Raw genomic sequence first — 19,060 nt, forward strand, 5'->3', positions numbered from 1 at the left:
AGGAGCGAAAAAGGGGAGGGATTAGTCCAGCCAGGCGCGGATTTTGGCTTCAATACCGGCGGCGTCCAGGCCAATAGCCGCACGGGCTTCATCCTGGGTACCCTGAGGAATGAAATGATCCGGCAGGCCGAGGTTCAACACCGGCACGACGTTGCGGTTTGCCATCAGCACCTCGTTCACGCCGCTTCCCGCACCGCCCATGATGGCGTTTTCTTCCAGGGTGACCAGCACGTCATGCGTCTCGGCCAAATTCAAAATCAGAGATTCGTCGAGCGGCTTCACGAAGCGCATATCCACCAGGGTAGCGTTTAGCGTTTCAGCGACCTTCGCAGCTTCTGGCATCAGCGTACCGAAGTTCAGGATCGCCACTTTCTCACCGCGACGTTTCACCAGACCTTTACCGATCGTCAGTTTTTCCAGGGGTTTCAGCTCAACGCCCAACGCATTGCCGCGTGGGTAGCGCACCGCACTAGGGCCATCCTGATAGTGATAGCCGGTAAACAGCATCTGACGACATTCGTTTTCGTCGCTTGGCGTCATGATGACCATATCCGGAATACAGCGCAGGAACGACAGATCGAATGCGCCCTGGTGCGTCTGACCGTCAGCGCCGACGATGCCCGCACGGTCGATCGCAAACAGCACCGGCAGCTTCTGGATGGCCACGTCATGAATCACCTGATCGTAGGCGCGCTGCAGGAAGGTAGAATAGATAGCGACCACCGGCTTGTAACCGCCAATGGCCAGGCCCGCTGCGAACGTCACCGCATGCTGCTCGGCAATCGCCACGTCAAAATACTGGTCAGGGTATTTTCTGGAGAACTCCACCATGCCGGAGCCTTCACGCATGGCCGGGGTGATCGCCATCAGCTTGTTGTCTTTCGCGGCGGTTTCACACAGCCAGTCGCCGAAGATTTTGGAATAGCTCGGCATACCGCCGCTGCTTTTTGGCAGACAGCCGCTGGACGGGTCGAATTTTGGTACCGCGTGGAAGGTGATCGGATCTTTTTCCGCCGGTTCGTAGCCACGCCCTTTTTTGGTCATGATATGCAGGAACTGCGGGCCTTTCAGGTCGCGCATGTTCTTGAGGGTGGTGACCAGGCCCAGCACGTCATGGCCGTCAACCGGGCCAATATAGTTAAAGCCCAGCTCTTCAAACAGCGTACCCGGCACGACCATGCCTTTGATGTGTTCTTCGGTGCGCTTGAGCAGCTCTTTAATCGGCGGTACGCCGGAAAAGACTTTTTTACCGCCTTCACGCAGCGAGGAGTAAAGCTTACCGGAAAGCAGCTGCGCCAGATGGTTGTTCAGCGCACCGACGTTCTCGGAAATCGACATTTCGTTATCGTTGAGGATAACCAGCATGTCCGGTTTGATATCACCCGCATGGTTCATGGCCTCAAAGGCCATCCCGGCGGTGATAGCACCGTCACCAATCACGCAGACGGTGCGGCGCTGTTTATTCTCTTTTTCGGCGGCAACGGCAATACCGATGCCCGCAGAAATGGAGGTGGAGGAGTGGCCGACGCTCAGCACGTCATACTCGCTCTCACCGCGCCACGGGAACGGATGCAGGCCACCTTTCTGACGAATGGTGCCAATTTTATCGCGACGTCCGGTCAGAATTTTGTGCGGATAGGCCTGGTGGCCCACGTCCCAGATAAGCTGATCGAACGGCGTGTTATAGACATAGTGCAGCGCCACGGTCAGTTCTACCGTGCCAAGCCCGGAGGCGAAATGGCCGCTTGAGCGGCTTACGCTGTCGAGCAGGTAGCGACGCAGCTCGTCGCACAGCTTCGGCAGGCTCTCTTTCGGCAACAGACGCAACTCCTGGGTGGAGTCAACTAACGCCAGTGTCGGGTATTTGGCAATATCAAAACTCATCAAAGGCTCATCGAGATATATAGTTTATTTATCACGCTGGATTATATAGTCCGCTAGCGCTTCCAGTGCCGAGGTATCCAGCGATTGTGCGGCCAGTACATTTAGCGACTGGCGGGCATCGTCAATCAGATCCCGGGCTTTACGTTGGGCTTGCTCAAGACCCAGCAGGGCGGGGTAGGTACTTTTGCCAAGCTGCTGGTCCGCACCCTGACGTTTACCCAATGTTGCAGTATCGCCCACCACATCCAGAATGTCATCCTGAACCTGGAATGCCAGACCGATACTTTCTGCGTATCTGTCCAGCGTCGGCAAGGCTTTGCGCCCTTGTTCACCCGCGCTCAGCGCGCCCAGGCGAACGGCAGAACGAATCAATGCCCCGGTTTTGTGGCGATGAATACGCTCCAGCTGTTCCAGATTAACCTGACGTCCTTCCGCTTCAAGATCCAGCGCTTGTCCGCCGCACATGCCGGCCACGCCGCTGGCCATCGCCAGTTCGGAAATCATTGCCAGGCGGTCACGGTCAGCCACTTCCGCCATCGGCGCATCGCTCAAAATAGAGAACGCCAGCGTTTGCAGGGCATCGCCCGCCAGAATGGCATTCGCTTCGCCAAACTTGATATGGCAGGTAGGTTGACCGCGACGCAGGTCGTCGTCGTCCATCGCCGGTAAATCATCGTGGATCAGCGAATAGGCATGGATGCACTCAACGGCGGCAGCCGGGGCGTCCAGCGTGTTATCGCTGATACCAAACATATTGCCTGTGGCGTACACCAGGAACGGGCGCAGGCGCTTTCCACCCAAGAGTGCGCCATAGTGCATGGCCTCAACCAGAGGAGTGTTCTGAAAAGGCTGTGGTGCAATAAAACGGCGCAGGGCGTCGTTGGCGCGAACTACACGCGCCTGAAGCTCGTTGGCAAAATCCATTTACTCGGCGTCCGGTGTGAAAGGCGTAGTTTTCGCGTCTTCGCTGTCGGAAAGCAGGATCTGCACGCGCTGCTCGGCCTGCTGCAGTTTGACCTGCCCCTGTCGCGCCAGCTGCACGCCACGTTCGAATTCGTTGAGCGCCTCTTCCAGCGGGAGATCGCCGCTCTCAAGACGGGTAACGATTTGCTCCAGTTCACTCAGCGCAGTTTCGAAACTGGCCGGTGCGTCGTTCTTCTTCGGCATAGTGAATTGACTCTTATATTCTTCGCCCCGACATGGTAACGGACTCGGGCGGATAAGCAAATAACGCGCAATGTGCACAGGAGCGGCGCGATGGTGGTATACTTGCGCGCCTGGATGCAGCCACGGGTGTGGGCTGCTGTACTCTTTTCCATTACAAGCCTTAATACGCTTGCCTAAGAAACATTGCCGCCATGAAGTTTATCATTAAATTGTTCCCTGAAATCACCATCAAAAGCCAATCTGTGCGTTTGCGCTTTATTAAAATTCTCACCGGGAACATTCGTAACGTATTAAAGCACTACGACGAAACGCTCGCCGTGGTGCGCCACTGGGACCACGTTGAAGTCCGTGCGAAAGACGAAAACAAACGTCAGGATATTCGCGACGCGCTGACCCGTATTCCGGGGATCCACCATATTCTGGAAGTGGAAGACGTCCCGTTCAGCGATATGCACGATATCTTCGAGAAAGCGCTGGTTCAGTACCGCGATCAGATCGAAGGCAAAACCTTCTGCGTACGCGTGAAACGTCGCGGCAAGCACGAATTCAGCTCCATTGAAGTGGAACGTTACGTTGGCGGCGGTTTGAACCAGCACGTCGAGTCTGCGCGCGTGCGTCTGACGCACCCGGACGTGACGGTTAACCTGGAGATCGAAAACGATCGCCTGCTGCTGGTGAAAGGTCGTTATGAAGGTATCGGCGGTTTCCCGATCGGCACCCAGGAAGATGTCTTGTCTCTGATCTCCGGCGGCTTCGACTCCGGCGTTTCCAGCTATATGCTGATGCGCCGCGGCTGTCGCGTCCATTACTGCTTCTTTAACCTGGGCGGTGCGGCGCATGAAATCGGCGTTCGCCAGGTCGCGCATTACCTGTGGAACCGCTTCGGCAGCTCCCACCGCGTGCGTTTTGTGGCGATCAACTTCGAGCCGGTAGTGGGCGAAATTCTTGAGAAAGTGGACGACGGCCAGATGGGCGTTATCCTGAAGCGCATGATGGTACGTGCGGCATCCAAAGTGGCTGAGCGCTACGGCGTGCAGGCGCTGGTCACCGGCGAAGCGCTGGGGCAGGTCTCCAGCCAGACGCTGACCAACCTGCGTCTGATCGACAACGTCTCTGATACGCTGATCCTGCGTCCGCTGATCTCCCACGATAAAGAGCACATCATCGATCTGGCACGTGAAATCGGCACCGAAGATTTTGCCCGTACCATGCCGGAATACTGCGGTGTGATCTCAAAAAGCCCGACCGTCAAAGCGGTGAAGGCGAAGATCGAAGCCGAAGAAGAGCACTTCGATTTCAGCATCCTGGATAAAGTGGTGGCGGAAGCGTCCAATATTGATATCCGCGAAATCGCCCAGCAGACCGAGCAGGACGTCGTCGAAGTGGAAACCGTAAGCGGTTTCGGCGCTAACGATGCGATTCTGGATATCCGCTCTATTGATGAGCAGGACGACAAGCCGCTGCAGGTGGAAGGCGTTGAAGTGGTGTCGCTGCCGTTCTACAAGCTGAGCACCAAATTTGGCGATCTCGACCAGAGCAAAACGTATCTGCTGTGGTGTGAGCGTGGGGTGATGAGCCGCCTGCAGGCACTGTATCTGCGCGAGCAGGGCTTTGCGAATGTGAAGGTGTATCGCCCGTAGTTTTTTGCCCGGGAATGCGGCCTGATGCCCTCACCCCGGCCCTCTCCCGCGGGGAGAGGGAGAAAACATAAAAAACGGCAACCTTTGGTTGCCGTTTTGCTTTAACCTGGCGCCACCCGGCTTTTTTACGCACTACTCTTCATAGTAGTTATAAATTCCCGCCGGCATCACCAGCGATGATGCCACCTCGTACGCTTTTTCGCGCCCGACCAGCAGGTCAATAATCTTCAAACCAAAATCAATCGCGGTGCCGGGGCCCTGGCTGGTCAGCAGGTTGACGCGTGGATCCCACACGACGCGTTTGTCCACCCACTGGTCTTCCGGGATGGTCTGCTTCAGACCGGGGTAGCCGGTCATATTGCCGATAGGGAAAATATCGTGCGGAACCAGCACTGTTCCGGCGGCGGCACAGATGGCGGCGACGATACGACCCGATAAGTGGAACTGACGCACGGTCTCGACCAGCAGCGGGCTGTCGCGAAAATATTCCGCACCCTTCAGGCCACCGGGCAGGACGATGATGTCGTAATCCCCGTCGGCCACCTGCACAAGCGGCGCATCCGCAAGCAGTTTCACGCCGCGCGAGCAGGTCACCGCCAGACTGCCATCGCTGGCAACGCTGGCGACCGTCACCTCAATACCGCCGCGCACCATCAAATCAATGGTGGTGACCGCTTCTGTCTCTTCGCTACCAGGGGCGAGGCAGATCAGTGCCGACGCGCTCATATTCACTCTCCTTACGTTTAACCAGGTCATACAAACGGGCGTTTTCCGGCACGGCGATGCCATGTGCTCGGGCACGTTTTAGCAGATAGCCGGTAATGTAGTCGATTTCTGTGTGGCGTAATGCCCGGACATCCTGCAACATTGAGGAGATATTTTCTGCCGTACTCTCAATAACCTGCTCGACATAACCGCGCAAATCCTCTGCCGAGGTATGCAGACCTTCCCGCTCAATGACCGACGCGACTTCAGCACACAGTGATGCAACCTCCTGCGGATGGTTTTTCAGCTCCCCATTCGGGCAGTTCCACAGTGCCGTCAGCGGATTGATCACGCAGTTCACGGCAAGCTTGCGCCAGAGTTGAGGGCGAATAGTGTTATGCCAGGCGACGTCCGGCAACACCTTCTGCAGCACATCGGCAAGATAACTGTAGTCGCCATCCTGTGTTCTGGCCGGTCCCATATGGGTCACGCCGCTGGCGACGTGCACGATGATGTTGCCGTCGCGACGGGCTGCTTGCGTGGTTGTCGCCATCAGCAGGGGCTGCGGGACGCTTTTCAGCTCATCAATGGTCCCCATGCCGTTATGCAGCAGCAGTATAGGGGAAGTGGAGGGGAGTTGCGCAGCCAGCGTCTTCACCGCGTCTGAGACCTGCCACGCTTTAAGCGTCACCAGTAACAGGTCACTTTGCGCCAGGAAATCGGGATCGTTCGCGGTGAGGGATTCGTTAAAGATGCTTCCGTCTTCACCAATCAGGTTTACACTGCAATAGGGCTGGGGCACGCGCAGCCAGCCCTGAACCTCATGTCCGTGCTTGCACAGCGCGGTCAGCCATAGCTGACCAAGCGCTCCGCATCCGAGCACTGTAATTTTCATTGTTCCTCCTCACCTGCAACTGCGCCAGGTGTTACAGCTTAATTATACAGCTAAGCTTCTGTTGAGTTATGCCTCGTAGCGGGTATTATGCAACGCAACAAAAGTGAAGGGAGAAGAAAAGATGCCATCTTTCGATATTGTTTCCGAAGTTGATATCCAGGAAGTTCGCAACGGCGTTGAGAACGCAACCCGCGAAGTTGAGTCACGTTTCGATTTTCGTGGCGTTGAGGCGTCGTTTGAGCTGAACGACGCAAATAAGACCATTAAGGTGCTGAGCGAGTCTGATTTCCAGGTGAATCAGCTGCTCGACATTTTGCGCGCCAAGCTTTTAAAACGCGGCATTGAAGGGGCCTCTCTGGATGTGCCGGAAGAGTTTGTGCACAGCGGTAAAACCTGGTTCGTTGAAGCTAAACTGAAGCAGGGCATTGAAAGCGCGGTGCAGAAGAAGATCGTGAAGCTCATTAAAGACAGCAAGCTGAAGGTGCAGGCGCAGATCCAGGGTGAAGAGATTCGCGTCACCGGCAAGTCCCGCGATGACCTGCAGTCCGTGATGGCGCTGGTGCGTGGCAGCGATCTGGGACAACCGTTCCAGTTTAAAAACTTCCGCGATTAATACCAAAAAGCCCGGTTCAACCGGGCTTTTTTCATGCTTTCAGGGCCTGCTCCACTTCGAAGCGGTTGGTCATTTTGCTGTCTATCTTGACGTAAGCGCTGCGCTCTTCCGGGACAATCAGGACCTCCGTCACACCCTCTTTTGCTTCCAGACGCTGTTTCAGCGCGTCGCTAATCTGAACATCATCCGGGATTTCTACCCGCAGGCTGCTCACGTAGCGCGGCTCTTTCATGGTACTGGCGACCAGCAGCCAGACTGTCGCCAGCAGTGCGCCCGCGAGAAACACGGTTTGAGAGTCAAACAGACCGTCCACCCAGCCGCCAAGCGAGCCGCCAATGGCCACGCCGAGGAACTGGCTGGTGGAGTAGATGCCCATCGCCGTGCCTTTGTAACCGGCAGGGGACTCTTTGCTGATCAGCGACGGCAGCAGGGCTTCCATCAGGTTAAACGCCAGGAAGAACAGCTGCACGCCGGCAATCAGCTCCCAGAAGTGCGGGCCGGCACCCCAGAGCACAATCTCAGCTATCAGCAACAGTGCTACGCAGCCAATAAAGACGCGCTTCATCTTGCGCTTCACTTCAGCATAGATAATGAATGGCACGACGGAGACAAATGAAATCAGCATCGTGACCAGATAGATTTTCCAGTGCTCGGCTGCCGGGAAGCCCGCAGCGGCCAGCTGGCCGGGAAGGGCGACAAAGGTCGACATCAGCAGGATGTGCAGACACATAATGCCGAAGTTAAGCTTCAGCAGGCGTGGCTCAACCAGCACTTTGCTGAAGCAGCCCTTTACCATTCCCGATTCACGGTTGAGGACGTGGTTTTTGCTGTCCGGGACTACCCACAGGGTTAAGGCAATACCGAGGGTTGCCAGCACGGCAATCATCCAGAACAGCGCGTGCAGGCCAAGCGCATGGGTGATTATCGGGCCCAGTACCATCGCAATGGCGAAGGTGACGCCAAAGCTAACGCCGATGAACGCCATCGCTTTAGTCCGGTTCTGTTCGCGGGTGAGATCGGACAACAGCGCCATCACGGCGGCAGCAATCGCGCCGGAGCCCTGAAGGGCGCGGCCAAGAATAATTCCCCAGATGGAGTGGGAGAGGGCGGCAATCACACTGCCCAGAACAAAAATAAGCAGGCCACCGACAATCAGCGGCTTGCGGCCAACCCGGTCAGAGAGCAGGCCAAACGGGATCTGGAAGACCGCCTGGGCCAGACCGTAAATGCCAATGGCCAGGCCAATCAATGCCTCGCTCGCCCCCTGCAGCGCCATGCCGTAGGTGGTCAGAACAGGCAGGACCATAAACATGCCGAGCATCCGTAGCGAGAAGACAGTCCCTAAGCCCCAGGTCGCGCGTAGCTCGCCTGGCGTCATTTTATAATCGTTCATTACCACCTCAGTTCAAAAGCAGGCCATAGTGTAGTGCGGGGAAGGGGCGGGGTAAATAAGGGCTTATTTAACAAATATTACATGCGTTATTAATTGATTTTGTGAATAAAAAAGGGTGCCGAAGCACCCTTTTATTAACCTGTTGTCGCTTACCAGACGTAAGTCAGCAGGTTGTGCGAATCTGGCACCATGAAATCCACGGACATCATCACGGACAGAGAAGTGATGGCGACAATGGAGAACACAAACAGCTTACGTGCCCAGACTTTGTCATCTTCCACTTTGTATCCGCGCAGCGCCATGCCAAGCCACCAGACGCTCACCGCAGCCGCTACCGCCAGATATTTATACCCGGCGTAACCACCCAGAGAGAGCATCAGCGTTGCCACGGCAAAGGCGATGATGTAAAGCGTGATGTGGTTCTTGGCAACAGAAATGCCCTTCACGACCGGCAGAACCGGGATGTTCGCTGCCTGATAATCCTTAAAGCGGAAAATCGCGATGGCATAGGAGTGCGGCATCTGCCACAGGCTAAAGATAGCCAGCAGGATCAGCGCACCGCTGTCGAACTCGTTCGTGACGGCGCAGTAGCCAATCACCGGCGGCGCAGCGCCGGAGAGAGAACCAATCAGCGTGCCGTAGACGGAGTGACGTTTCATATACAGGCTGTAGACGCCCACATAGACCACGAACCCCATCACCCCCAGCCAGCAGGCCAGTGGGTTAGCACCAAACCACAGCAGCATAAAGCCAGCAATACCCAGCAAGGTGGCGTACACCAGCGAGACGGAAGGGGCGATCAGGCCTTTCACCAGCACCCGATTTTTGGTCCTTTCCATCTTCTTGTCGATATCCATGTCGATGTAGTTGTTAAATACACAACCGGACGCAACAACCAGTGACACACCGACCAGCGTGTAAATAAAGAGGGCGTAATCAATGCTGCCTTTAGAGGCCAGCAGGAACCCTCCGATCACGGAGATCAGGTTGCCAAAGATGATGCCTGGTTTCGTTACTTGCAGGTATTGCTTAAACATACTCGCCGCTCTTAGTGAACCATCATGTTGTAGTTGAGGTTCCACATAATCCAGATGGAACCGACTACCAGGATAGCGATGATAATCACGGTAAAGATAAAGGCCGTCATGTTCCAGCCTTCATCGGACTTGGTGTTCATGTGCAGGAAGCAAACCAGATGCACCAGAATCTGAATCACCGCGGTCACCAGGATTGCTCCCAGGATAACCGGTTTAGACGCAGAACCGCTCATCACCATCCAGAACGGGATCACCGTCAGGATGATCGACAGGATGAAACCTGTCATGTAGGTTTTTACGCTGCCATGGGAAGCGCCATGATCGTTAGAATGACTCATTACATCGCCCCCATCAGATAGACAACAGAGAACACACAGATCCACACCACGTCCAGGAAGTGCCAGAACAGGCTCAGGCACAGGATACGGGTACGGTTAGTGCTGGTCAGGCCGCGACGGGAGATCTGGAACATCAGTACTGCCATCCAGATCAGACCCGAGGTCACGTGCAGACCGTGGGTACCGACCAGCGCGAAGAACGCGGACAGGAAGCCACTGCGATCCGGACCAAAGCCTTCCATAATCAGGTGATGGAATTCATAGATTTCCATCCCGATAAATCCAGCACCAAACAGCCAGGTCAACGCCAGCCAGGAGACAACCTGGCTCTTGTTGTTTTTGTACATGGCGATAGCCGCCATGCCGTAGGTGATAGAGCTGAATAACAGCAGTGCGGTTTCAACCAGAACGAACGGCAGTTCAAAGATGTCCTTGCCGGTCGGGCCGCCCGCTGTGCCGTTCACCAGAACGGCATAGGTCGCGAACAGACAGCAGAACAGAATGCAGTCGCTCATCAGGTAGATCCAGAAACCGAAGACTTTGGTCGGTCCTGTATCGTGGTGCGCATGTTCATGCGCGTGGGCAGTTGAGTGCGCCAGAGTATCAGTTGCCATTTTTCAGCCCCGCTTTAGAAATCTCGTCGAAATGCTGATTTTCCAGCTTTTCAACTTCACGGACTGGTACGTAGTAGTCCACGTCCTCGTCAAAGCTCTTCACAATCCAGCTGATTACGATGCCAGCGAAGCCAACAATCGCCATCCACCAGATGTGCCAGATCATTGCGAAACCAAATACCGTAGCGAAGGCGGCAATGACAATGCCCGCACCGCTGTTTTTCGGCATATGGATCTCTTCGTAATGAGCAGGTTGCTTGTACGCTTCACCTTTTTCTTTCATTTCCCAGAATGCGTCGCGTTCATGAACCTGCGGCACGATGGCAAAGTTATAGAAAGGCGGTGGAGAAGAGGTCGCCCACTCCAGCGTACGGCCACCCCATGGGTCACCGGTCAGGTCACGGTTCTGATCGCGGTCGCGAATAGACACGTAGAACTGAATCAGCTGAGACGCGATACCGCAGGCAATCAGCACCGCACCGCCCGCAGCAACCATCAGCATTGGGTGGAACTGCGGATCGATCTGCTGGCTCAGACGACGGGTCATACCCATGAAGCCCAGCACGTACAGCGGCATAAATGCCACGAAGAAGCCGATGATCCAGAACCAGAACGCGCGTTTACCCCATTTCTCGTTCAGCGTGAAGCCGAACGCTTTTGGCCACCAGTAGGTTACGCCAGCGAAGCAGCCGAAGACCACGCCACCGATGATAACGTTATGGAAGTGCGCAATCAGGAACAGACTGTTGTGCAGAACGAAGTCAGCACCCGGTACCGCCAGCAGTACACCGGTCATCCCACCTACGGAGAAGGTCACGATGAAGCCGATGGTCCACAGCATCGCTGAGTGGAACACGATACGGCCCTGGTACATGGTGAACAGCCAGTTGAAGATCTTCACCCCGGTCGGGATGGCGATAATCATAGTAGTGATACCGAAGAAGGCGTTTACGTTCGCGCCCGCACCCATGGTGAAGAAGTGGTGCAGCCAAACGATGAACGACAGAACGGTAATACACACGGTTGCCCACACCAGAGAGGTGTAACCAAACAGACGTTTACGCGAGAAGGTTGCCGCGATTTCGGAGAACACACCGAAGACAGGCAGAACCAGGATGTACACTTCCGGGTGACCCCAGGCCCAAATCAGGTTGATGTACATCATCATGTTGCCACCCATATCATTCGTGAAGAAATGGGTGCCCAGGTAACGGTCCAGGGTCAGCAGCGCGATGGTGACGGTCAGAATTGGGAAAGAGGCAATAATCAGGATGTTGGCGCACAGAGATGCCCAGGTAAATACCGGCATCTTGAACATGGTCATGCCAGGGGCACGCATCTTGATAATGGTCACGAAGAAGTTGATACCGGTCAGGGTGGTACCGACACCGGAGAGCTGAAGCGCCCAGATCCAGTAGTCAACGCCAACGCCCGGACTGTACTCAATTCCTGATAGCGGCGGGTATGCCAGCCAGCCGGTCTGCGCGAATTCGCCCACACCCAGTGACAGGTTAACCAGGATAACGCCGACAACCGTGAACCAGAAGCTCAGGTTGTTCAGGAACGGGAACGCCACGTCGCGCGCGCCGATTTGCAGCGGAACGACCACGTTCATCAGACCGATAACCAGCGGCATCGCTACGAAGAAGATCATGATAACGCCGTGAGCGGTAAAGATCTGATCGTAGTGGTGCGGCGGCAGGAAGCCGGCTTCACCCGCAGAAGCGAGTGCTTGCTGGCTACGCATCATGATCGCATCCGCAAAGCCACGAATTAACATGACGATACCGACGATGCAGTACATGATACCGAGTTTTTTGTGGTCAACCGAAGTCAGCCACTCGTTCCACAGGTAGCTCCACTTACCGAAGTAAGTGATCAGGGCCAGTAAGGCCGCGCCACCAATGATAATTGCAGCCACCGTAACCACGATAATCGGTTCATGGTAGGGCACTGCATCCAGTGTCAATTTTCCGAACATTTTCTTCCTCGGCCCCTTAGTGAGCGGTTTCCGCGTGGCTCATGTCCATGCCTTCCATACCTTCATGCGCGCTGTGCTCGCCTTCAGGCTGGGTCATGTCCATGCTCTTGCCGTGATCCATAAATTTGCCAATGACATCTTTGAACAAATCAGGTTTCACATTAGAGAAGTACTCCACCTTGTTGTATTCGCTAGGTGCAGCCACTTTTTCGAACGCCGCCATGTCAGACATGGTGTTTGGAGACTGCTTCGCTTTTTCAACCCACTGGTCGAAAGCGGCACGGTCTGGCGTTGCAATAGCTTTGAACTTCATACCTGAGAAGCCCGGGCCGCTATAGCTGGCGGAGATACCATCATAGGTGCCTGCTTCATTCGCGATCAGATGCAGGTTAGTCTGCATACCGGCCATCGCGTAGATCTGGCTACCCAGACGTGGGATGAAGAAGGAGTTCATTACGGAGTTGGAGGTCACTTTGAACTGAACCGGAGTGTTCGCCGGGAAGGCGATTTCATTCACGGTAGCAATACCCTGCTCTGGATAGATGAAGAACCATTTCCAGTCCATGGAGACCACTTCAATGGTAATAGGTTTCTCATCGTGAACCAGTGGTTTGCTTGGCTCAAGTGCGTGAGTGGTTTTCCAGGTCAGTACGGCAAGGAACAGGATGATCAGAATAGGTACCGTCCAGACCACAGCTTCCACTTTATTGGAGTGTGACCAGTTAGGGCTATACTTCGCATCTTTATTGCTCGCACGATACTTCCAGGCGAAACCAACAGCCATCAAAATGGCAGGAATAACCACAATCAACATCAGGCCAAAAGCCGTCAGTATCAGTGAACGTTGTTCCAGTCCAATCTGTCCTTTGGGGTCTAGTAGTGCAGAATCGCAGCCACTGAGTAATACAGTGCCCGCGAATAATGACAACCATCCCAAACTTTTATTGTATTTCCCGAGTCTCATTTAACGACCTCAATTCCACGGAGTCTGGTGGCGTTTAAAGTGTGGGGGCATTTTACGGGAAGGTTACATTACTGTAAACATCATTAGGCCTGTGTCAGGAAGGTGTTACCGGGTTCTGCCGCACGTGTCACAAGTGTTGCAAATTATGTCGGTTTTTATGACAGAAGCCGCATGGCGTGGGCTTTATAACGAAAGGACCCCCAAGCATACCCTAAAAGGGACAATTGGTATAACCATTGTTAAAAATAAACAAAAAATTAACAATTAATTATCAATAAAAAGACATCTAAAAAACGAAAAATCAAACTATCGGATGCTGAATCGTTTAATGAAAAATAGCGTTTTGGAACTGGAGCCAATAATTTCCAAATCCTATCCCGCACAAAACAACAAATATTTTTTTGGGGGGGCGCTGGCTATTTCGCCGTTATAATTTCGGTTAGTGATTACAACGGGAAATAACCTTTCGCATTTTTCTTCAGGTCATCTGCGTTTTACGCAACGCCATGAAATCGAGCAGACCCCCGGTCAGGATCCCGGCAATAGCCAGCAGGGCGCCCGCGTCCAGAAGAAGCGCTTCGAACGGGAGTGCCAGTGACGTGCTGGCGTTAATAATCAGCACCACAAGCCAGAGTGCCAGAGCAACGCAGCCCACCATTAACAGACGTAACGCAAAACGGTAGGCGGTATGATATTCGGTGCGCGGCATAAAGTGTTCGGTCCGCTGCGTATATTCCAGCGTCTGACGGCAGACCAGCAGCAATAAAATTCCCGGCACGGCAGCCACGACAGAGAAGAGATAAAACGTTGGCCAGCCGTGGGCTTCCACGAACCAGCCCGCAATCGGTCCAACGTACACGCGACCCACGGCAGAGAGCGCCGAGAGCAACGCAAACTGCGTAGCGGAAAATGATTTATTGCAAAGCGTCATCAACAGGGCAACAAATGCCGCGGTGCCCATGCCGCCGCAGAGGTTCTCGAAGAATACCGCCGCGGCCATGCTGATCATATGTTTATCGGTAATCGACAGCAGCCAGTAGCCCGCGTTAGAGGCTCCCTGAAGGATGCCGAAAATCAGCAGTGCGCGAAACAGGGTCAGGCGCTGCATCAGCACGCCGCCATACAGCGCGCCCACAATCGTCGCAAACAGTCCCAGCGTTTTGTTTACCACACCCACTTCACCGGCATCAAAACCGACACCGCGTATCAGGAAGGTGGTGGTCAGGCTCATGGCGAACGCATCCCCCAGCTTATAAAGGACGATGAGCAGCAGGATCAGCCAGGCATTGTTGCGACCAAAAAAGTCGCGCAGCGGTTCGGCCACGGCCTGCTCCAGCGAGCGGGGGACCGGAATGACATCGCTCGGTTCGGGAGCAAAGATCGTCGCGATAATGCACGGGATAAGCAGGGCGGCCATCAGCCAGTACATACCCTGCCAGCCGAGGTAACGGTCAGCCAGCCACAGTGCCAGTCCCCCGGAGACCAGCATCCCGAGGCGATAGCCCAGCACGCTGATCGCGGCACCGGCGCCGCGCTCTTCCGCAGGCAAAACGTCCGTCTTCCAGGCGTCAAAGACAATATCCTGGGAGGCGGAACAGAAGGCAATCACGACCGCAAGTGCGGCCATCCAGCGAAGCTGTGTGGTCGGCTCAAGAAAACCCATCGCCGCAATGGCCAGCAGCAGCAAGACTTGCGTCATCACTAACCAGCCGCGACGACGTCCCAGGAAAGGTGGCGTGTAGCGATCCATGACCGGAGACCACAGGAACTTAAAGACATAGGCCTGACCGACAAGCGAGAAGAAACCGATGGTTTTGAGATCGATATTTTCGACCGTCATCCACGCCTGAAGCGTGCCGGAGGTGAGCGCGAGAGGTAAACCCGAGGCAAAGCCGAGGATCAGCAGAATCGCTGATTTCGGTTGCTGGAAAATGCGTAAGTAATGGCTGGACATGTTCTTATGAACTGACCCGGTGAAGCACCGGGTCAGTCGGCAGGATTAACGTGCGTTCTGCTTGATGAAGTCGTGGATGCTGGTGTCCTGCGCCATGTCGGAAATGGTATCCGTCAGCACGCTGTTAACCGCATCAGCAATATTTTTATTCGATGCCTGGAACGCGCCTTCGACAGAGTAGCTCGCACGGTAGTTTTTGGTCATCTTATTACCGTTTTTCGCGGTAGCAATGATGGCGATATCCGCTTTGGTCGCGATGTTGTAACGCACGTTGCCCTGAGACACGTCTGCGTACAGGTTGTTAACGATGATCTGCAGATCAACCGCACCGCTTGGGCCAATCATATAGCCGCGAGCGGTCATTTGCTTCTCGAGCACTTCCTGCAGCAGGAAACGCAGGTCGCGGGACGCGGTCAGGGTTACCTGCTGGTTATCGCGGGTCACTTTTGCCAGAGCCTGGTCCTGACGCTGATCGGCACCGTTAATGCTCACGGTGACGCCCATCAGGCTTGGATCCTGCTGAGGCAGCGTAATTTTTGGTGAGACATCAATGGTGGTAGGCGGGGTTGCACAGCCTGCAAGCATAAAAAGGGCTACCAACGGAAAGAAGAGTTTTTTTAACATTTTCGGGTTCTCAACGAATCGTAAGCATATAAAGAGAAAAATTGCCGTCATCATAACATCGCCAACGGCGAGGGGAAGTGGTCAACGCATGTAAATTCATCGCCTTGTCCGAAAACTGACCAGCTTACCCAATTTCCCCTCTCGCGAATGATGAAAGGTATGAGTCTCGCAGTGAACTTCATTCGTTTGAATGAGAAAATCAGACGAAAGCTAAATATTTGTTGTCAAGGTGTAATGGAAACGGTAAAAGCGGCTAACATTTAAAGGGATGGGTGACATCCTGGCGTTGTCGGAGGAGTAATTTCATGATGATACGTGAGCAGATAGAAGATAAATTAAGGGCAGCGTTCAACCCTGTGTTCCTCGAAGTCGTCGACGAGAGCTATCGTCATAACGTGCCGGCAGGTTCTGAAAGCCACTTTAAAGTGGTTCTGGTTAGCGATCGCTTCACGGGAGAACGTTTCCTGAACCGACACCGCTTGATCTACAGCACCTTGACGGAAGAACTCTCCACCACCGTGCATGCGCTGGCACTGCATACCTACACCATTAAGGAATGGGAAGGCTTGCAGGATACGGTTTTCGCATCACCGCCGTGTCGCGGTGCAGGCACCATCGCCTGATAAATCGGATTTGCAACGGCTGGAGCTTTTCCAGTATGTTGCTTACAGATTTCCTCAAAACGGCCTCCGGGCCGTTTTGTTTTGTCTGAGTTTTGAGCGGATGGAGCGATTTTAAGGCTAAAAATAGCCTTAAAGTGTGAAAAAAGCCGCAGCAACATGCCCCAACCGTTCTCGACTCACCTAAGTGATGCCGCTATAATGCCGCGTCTTATTGAATGTCTTCGGGATGATTCTGGCGACAGGGAATGTGAATCTGCACTAAGAGAGCATCCCGGTATAACAGACAGATTCAGAGTTGACCGAGCACTGTGATTTTTTTGAGGTAACAAGATGCAAGTTTCAGTTGAAACCACTCAAGGCCTTGGCCGCCGTGTAACGATTACTATCGCTGCTGACAGCATCGAAACTGCTGTGAAAAGCGAGCTGGTCAACGTAGCAAAAAAAGTACGTATTGACGGCTTCCGTAAGGGCAAAGTTCCAATGAATGTTGTTGCTCAGCGTTATGGCGCCTCTGTGCGTCAGGATGTGCTGGGTGAACTGATGAGCCGCAACTTTATTGATGCGATCATCAAAGAAAAAATCAATCCGGCCGGCGCGCCAAACTACGTTCCAGGCGAATACAAACTGGGCGAAGACTTCACTTACTCCGTAGAGTTCGAAGTGTACCCGGAAGTTGAGCTGAAAGGTCTGGAATCTATCGAAGTTGAAAAACCGATTGTCTCCGTGACTGACGAAGATGTTGACGGCATGCTGGACACCCTGCGCAAGCAGCAGGCGAACTGGAAAGAGAAAGAAGGCGCTGTTGACGCGGAAGACCGTGTGACCATCGACTTCACCGGTTCTGTAGACGGCGAAGAGTTCGAAGGCGGCAAAGCGTCTGACTTCGTACTGGCAATGGGTCAGGGTCGTATGATCCCAGGCTTCGAAGACGGTATCAAAGGCCACAAGGCTGGCGAAGAGTTCACTATCGACGTGACCTTCCCTGAAGAATACCACGCTGAAAACCTGAAAGGTAAAGCAGCGAAGTTCGTGATCAACCTGAAGAAAGTGGAAGAGCGCGAACTGCCAGAACTGACTGAAGAATTCATCAAGCGTTTCGGCGTGGAAGATGGTTCAGTTGCTGGCCTGCGTACCGAAGTGCGTAAAAACATGGAGCGCGAGCTGAACGGTGCTGTGCGTAACCGTGTGAAATCTCAGGCGATTGAAGGTCTGGTGAAAGCGAACGACATCGACGTTCCTGCAGCCCTGATCGACAGCGAAATCGACGTGCTGCGCCGTCAGGCTGCACAGCGTTTCGGTGGCAACCAGCAGCAAGCGATGGAACTGCCACGCGAGCTGTTTGAAGAGCAAGCGAAACGTCGCGTTGTTGTTGGCCTGCTGCTGGGCGAAGTGATTCGTACCCACGAGCTGAAAGCTGACGAAGAGCGCGTGAAAGGCCTGATCGAAGAGATGGCTTCCGCATACGAAGATCCATCAGAAGTGATCGAGTTCTACGGTAAGAACAAAGAGCTGATGGACAACATGCGCAACGTCGCACTGGAAGAGCAGGCTGTTGAAGCGGTTCTGGCGAAAGCGAAAGTGACCGAAAAAGCGACCTCTTTCAACGAACTGATGAACCAGCAGGCGTAATAACGCCCTAACGGTTTAAAGTTTGACCAAAAAACCCGTTGCCCTCCGGCGACGGGTTTTTTTTATCGCAGCTTTAGTCCTGGAAGGGTGCTAAAACGCCCTTTCAGTGTTAGCGTTACAACAAAAGGTTGTTATGCTTGAAATAGGGCGTGGCGAACCCCATAAGTATGTAATCACGATGATTGAGACTGGCTGATAATCCGTCCATAAGGTTACAATCAGTACAGCAGGTGTTTTCAATTTTGAACCAGGAGACGGAAATGTCATACAGTGGCGAACGAGATAACTTTGCACCCCATATGGCGCTGGTGCCAATGGTTATTGAACAGACCTCACGTGGTGAGCGTTCTTTCGATATCTATTCCCGTCTGCTCAAGGAACGCGTTATCTTTCTGACCGGCCAGGTAGAAGACCATATGGCTAACCTGATCGTAGCGCAGATGCTGTTCCTGGAAGCGGAAAACCCGGAAAAAGACATTTACTTGTACATCAACTCGCCAGGCGGTGTGATTACGGCGGGTATGTCCATTTATGACACCATGCAATTCATCAAGCCAGATGTCAGCACGATCTGTATGGGTCAGGCTGCATCCATGGGTGCCTTCCTGTTAACCGCAGGGGCGAAAGGTAAGCGTTTCTGCCTGCCTAACTCCCGTGTGATGATTCACCAGCCGCTGGGTGGTTACCAGGGGCAGGCGACGGATATCGAAATCCACGCCCGCGAAATTCTGAAAGTAAAAGCGCGCATGAATGAACTTATGGCGCAGCATACAGGTCAATCTCTCGAGCAGATCGAGCGCGATACCGAGCGCGATCGCTTCCTCTCTGCTCCAGAGGCAGTTGAGTACGGCTTAGTCGACTCCGTATTGACCCATCGTAATTGATGCCCGCGACGCGAGTGTGCCGCTATACTAAGGTAGGGCGGCACGCTGCTTTAAGCAGTACGCGTCTTAGAATGGCATTTGCGTCGTCATGTGCGGCACAAAGAACTTAAAAAGA

General features: G+C 54.1%; 18 protein-coding genes. 5 read left to right on the plus strand and 13 right to left on the minus strand.

What is annotated here, in order from left to right; genetic code table 11:
- Positions 1 to 21 precede the first annotated feature (21 nt).
- The 3 genes from dxs to xseB are packed head-to-tail and all read right to left on the minus strand — an operon-like array spanning position 22 to position 3,051.
- The gene (gene dxs, locus A4308_RS08840) at positions 22 to 1,884 is read right to left on the minus strand and encodes a 1-deoxy-D-xylulose-5-phosphate synthase (protein ID WP_023332229.1); all 1,863 of its coding nucleotides are present in this window, start codon (positions 1,882 to 1,884) and stop codon (positions 22 to 24) included.
- Between the two features lie 24 nt (positions 1,885 to 1,908).
- Positions 1,909 to 2,808 (minus strand): (2E,6E)-farnesyl diphosphate synthase, encoded by a 900-nt coding sequence (ispA, locus tag A4308_RS08845; protein WP_014882763.1) that lies wholly within the window; start codon positions 2,806 to 2,808, stop codon positions 1,909 to 1,911.
- Positions 2,809 to 3,051, minus strand: coding sequence for an exodeoxyribonuclease VII small subunit (xseB, locus tag A4308_RS08850; protein WP_008503331.1), 243 nt, complete (start codon positions 3,049 to 3,051; stop codon positions 2,809 to 2,811).
- Between the two features lie 191 nt (positions 3,052 to 3,242).
- Here xseB and thiI point away from each other — a divergent pair, with 191 nt between their 5' ends.
- Positions 3,243 to 4,691: a tRNA uracil 4-sulfurtransferase ThiI gene (thiI, locus tag A4308_RS08855; RefSeq protein WP_014882764.1), complete on the plus strand. Its 1,449-nt coding sequence runs from the start codon at positions 3,243 to 3,245 to the stop codon at positions 4,689 to 4,691.
- Positions 4,692 to 4,823: 132 nt separating this feature from the next.
- On the opposite strand, the gene yajL is transcribed toward thiI, so the two are convergent.
- A complete protein-coding gene (gene yajL, locus A4308_RS08860; RefSeq protein WP_014882765.1) occupies positions 4,824 to 5,417 on the minus strand; it encodes a protein deglycase YajL in 594 nt (197 codons plus the stop codon).
- Positions 5,380 to 6,291, minus strand: coding sequence for a 2-dehydropantoate 2-reductase (panE, locus tag A4308_RS08865; protein ID WP_023332230.1), 912 nt, complete (start codon positions 6,289 to 6,291; stop codon positions 5,380 to 5,382). Before panE ends, yajL begins: the two co-directional genes overlap by 38 nt.
- A gap of 121 nt (positions 6,292 to 6,412) precedes the next feature.
- Here panE and A4308_RS08870 point away from each other — a divergent pair, with 121 nt between their 5' ends.
- Entirely contained in the window at positions 6,413 to 6,904 is a 492-nt protein-coding gene (locus A4308_RS08870) for a YajQ family cyclic di-GMP-binding protein (protein ID WP_023332231.1), read from the plus strand.
- Positions 6,905 to 6,935: 31 nt separating this feature from the next.
- Here the strand turns inward: A4308_RS08870 and A4308_RS08875 are convergent, their stop codons facing one another.
- The 8 genes from A4308_RS08875 to A4308_RS08915 form a co-directional block, all read right to left on the minus strand.
- The gene (locus A4308_RS08875) at positions 6,936 to 8,297 is read right to left on the minus strand and encodes an MFS transporter (RefSeq protein WP_023332232.1); all 1,362 of its coding nucleotides are present in this window, start codon (positions 8,295 to 8,297) and stop codon (positions 6,936 to 6,938) included.
- A gap of 149 nt (positions 8,298 to 8,446) precedes the next feature.
- The gene (gene cyoE, locus A4308_RS08880; RefSeq protein ID WP_014882769.1) at positions 8,447 to 9,334 is read right to left on the minus strand and encodes a heme o synthase; all 888 of its coding nucleotides are present in this window, start codon (positions 9,332 to 9,334) and stop codon (positions 8,447 to 8,449) included.
- 11 nt (positions 9,335 to 9,345) lie between these two features.
- Positions 9,346 to 9,672, minus strand: a complete 327-nt coding sequence (locus A4308_RS08885; protein WP_006176899.1) for a cytochrome o ubiquinol oxidase subunit IV — start codon at positions 9,670 to 9,672, stop codon at positions 9,346 to 9,348.
- Entirely contained in the window at positions 9,672 to 10,286 is a 615-nt protein-coding gene (locus tag A4308_RS08890; protein ID WP_008503324.1) for a cytochrome o ubiquinol oxidase subunit III, read from the minus strand. The genes A4308_RS08885 and A4308_RS08890 overlap by 1 nt, the downstream gene beginning before the upstream one ends.
- Entirely contained in the window at positions 10,276 to 12,267 is a 1,992-nt protein-coding gene (cyoB, locus tag A4308_RS08895) for a cytochrome o ubiquinol oxidase subunit I (RefSeq protein ID WP_014168864.1), read from the minus strand. The genes A4308_RS08890 and cyoB overlap by 11 nt, the downstream gene beginning before the upstream one ends.
- 16 nt (positions 12,268 to 12,283) lie before the next feature.
- Positions 12,284 to 13,231 (minus strand): cytochrome o ubiquinol oxidase subunit II, encoded by a 948-nt coding sequence (cyoA, locus tag A4308_RS08900; protein WP_014882770.1) that lies wholly within the window; start codon positions 13,229 to 13,231, stop codon positions 12,284 to 12,286.
- Between the two features lie 478 nt (positions 13,232 to 13,709).
- Positions 13,710 to 15,185 carry a muropeptide MFS transporter AmpG gene (gene ampG / locus A4308_RS08910; RefSeq protein ID WP_023332233.1) on the minus strand — a complete coding sequence of 492 codons (1,476 nt, stop codon included), beginning with the start codon at positions 15,183 to 15,185 and terminating at the stop codon, positions 13,710 to 13,712.
- 45 nt (positions 15,186 to 15,230) lie between these two features.
- Positions 15,231 to 15,809, minus strand: coding sequence for a lipoprotein (locus A4308_RS08915; RefSeq protein ID WP_014882772.1), 579 nt, complete (start codon positions 15,807 to 15,809; stop codon positions 15,231 to 15,233).
- A gap of 305 nt (positions 15,810 to 16,114) precedes the next feature.
- On the opposite strand from A4308_RS08915, the gene bolA reads away from it, so the two are divergent.
- The 3 genes from bolA (at position 16,115) to clpP (ending at position 18,945) form a co-directional block, all read left to right on the plus strand.
- Complete coding sequence (bolA, locus tag A4308_RS08920) at positions 16,115 to 16,432, plus strand: transcriptional regulator BolA (RefSeq protein ID WP_013095855.1); 318 nt, start codon at positions 16,115 to 16,117, stop codon at positions 16,430 to 16,432.
- Between the two features lie 330 nt (positions 16,433 to 16,762).
- Complete coding sequence (gene tig / locus A4308_RS08925; protein ID WP_014882773.1) at positions 16,763 to 18,061, plus strand: trigger factor; 1,299 nt, start codon at positions 16,763 to 16,765, stop codon at positions 18,059 to 18,061.
- 260 nt (positions 18,062 to 18,321) lie between these two features.
- On the plus strand, positions 18,322 to 18,945 hold the full coding sequence (gene clpP, locus A4308_RS08930) for an ATP-dependent Clp endopeptidase proteolytic subunit ClpP (RefSeq protein WP_014069126.1): 624 nt from the start codon (positions 18,322 to 18,324) through the stop codon (positions 18,943 to 18,945).
- Positions 18,946 to 19,060 lie beyond the last annotated feature (115 nt).

Origin of the sequence: Enterobacter sp. ODB01 (assembly GCF_001623605.1) — a bacterium.
GTDB lineage: Bacteria > Pseudomonadota > Gammaproteobacteria > Enterobacterales > Enterobacteriaceae > Enterobacter > Enterobacter kobei.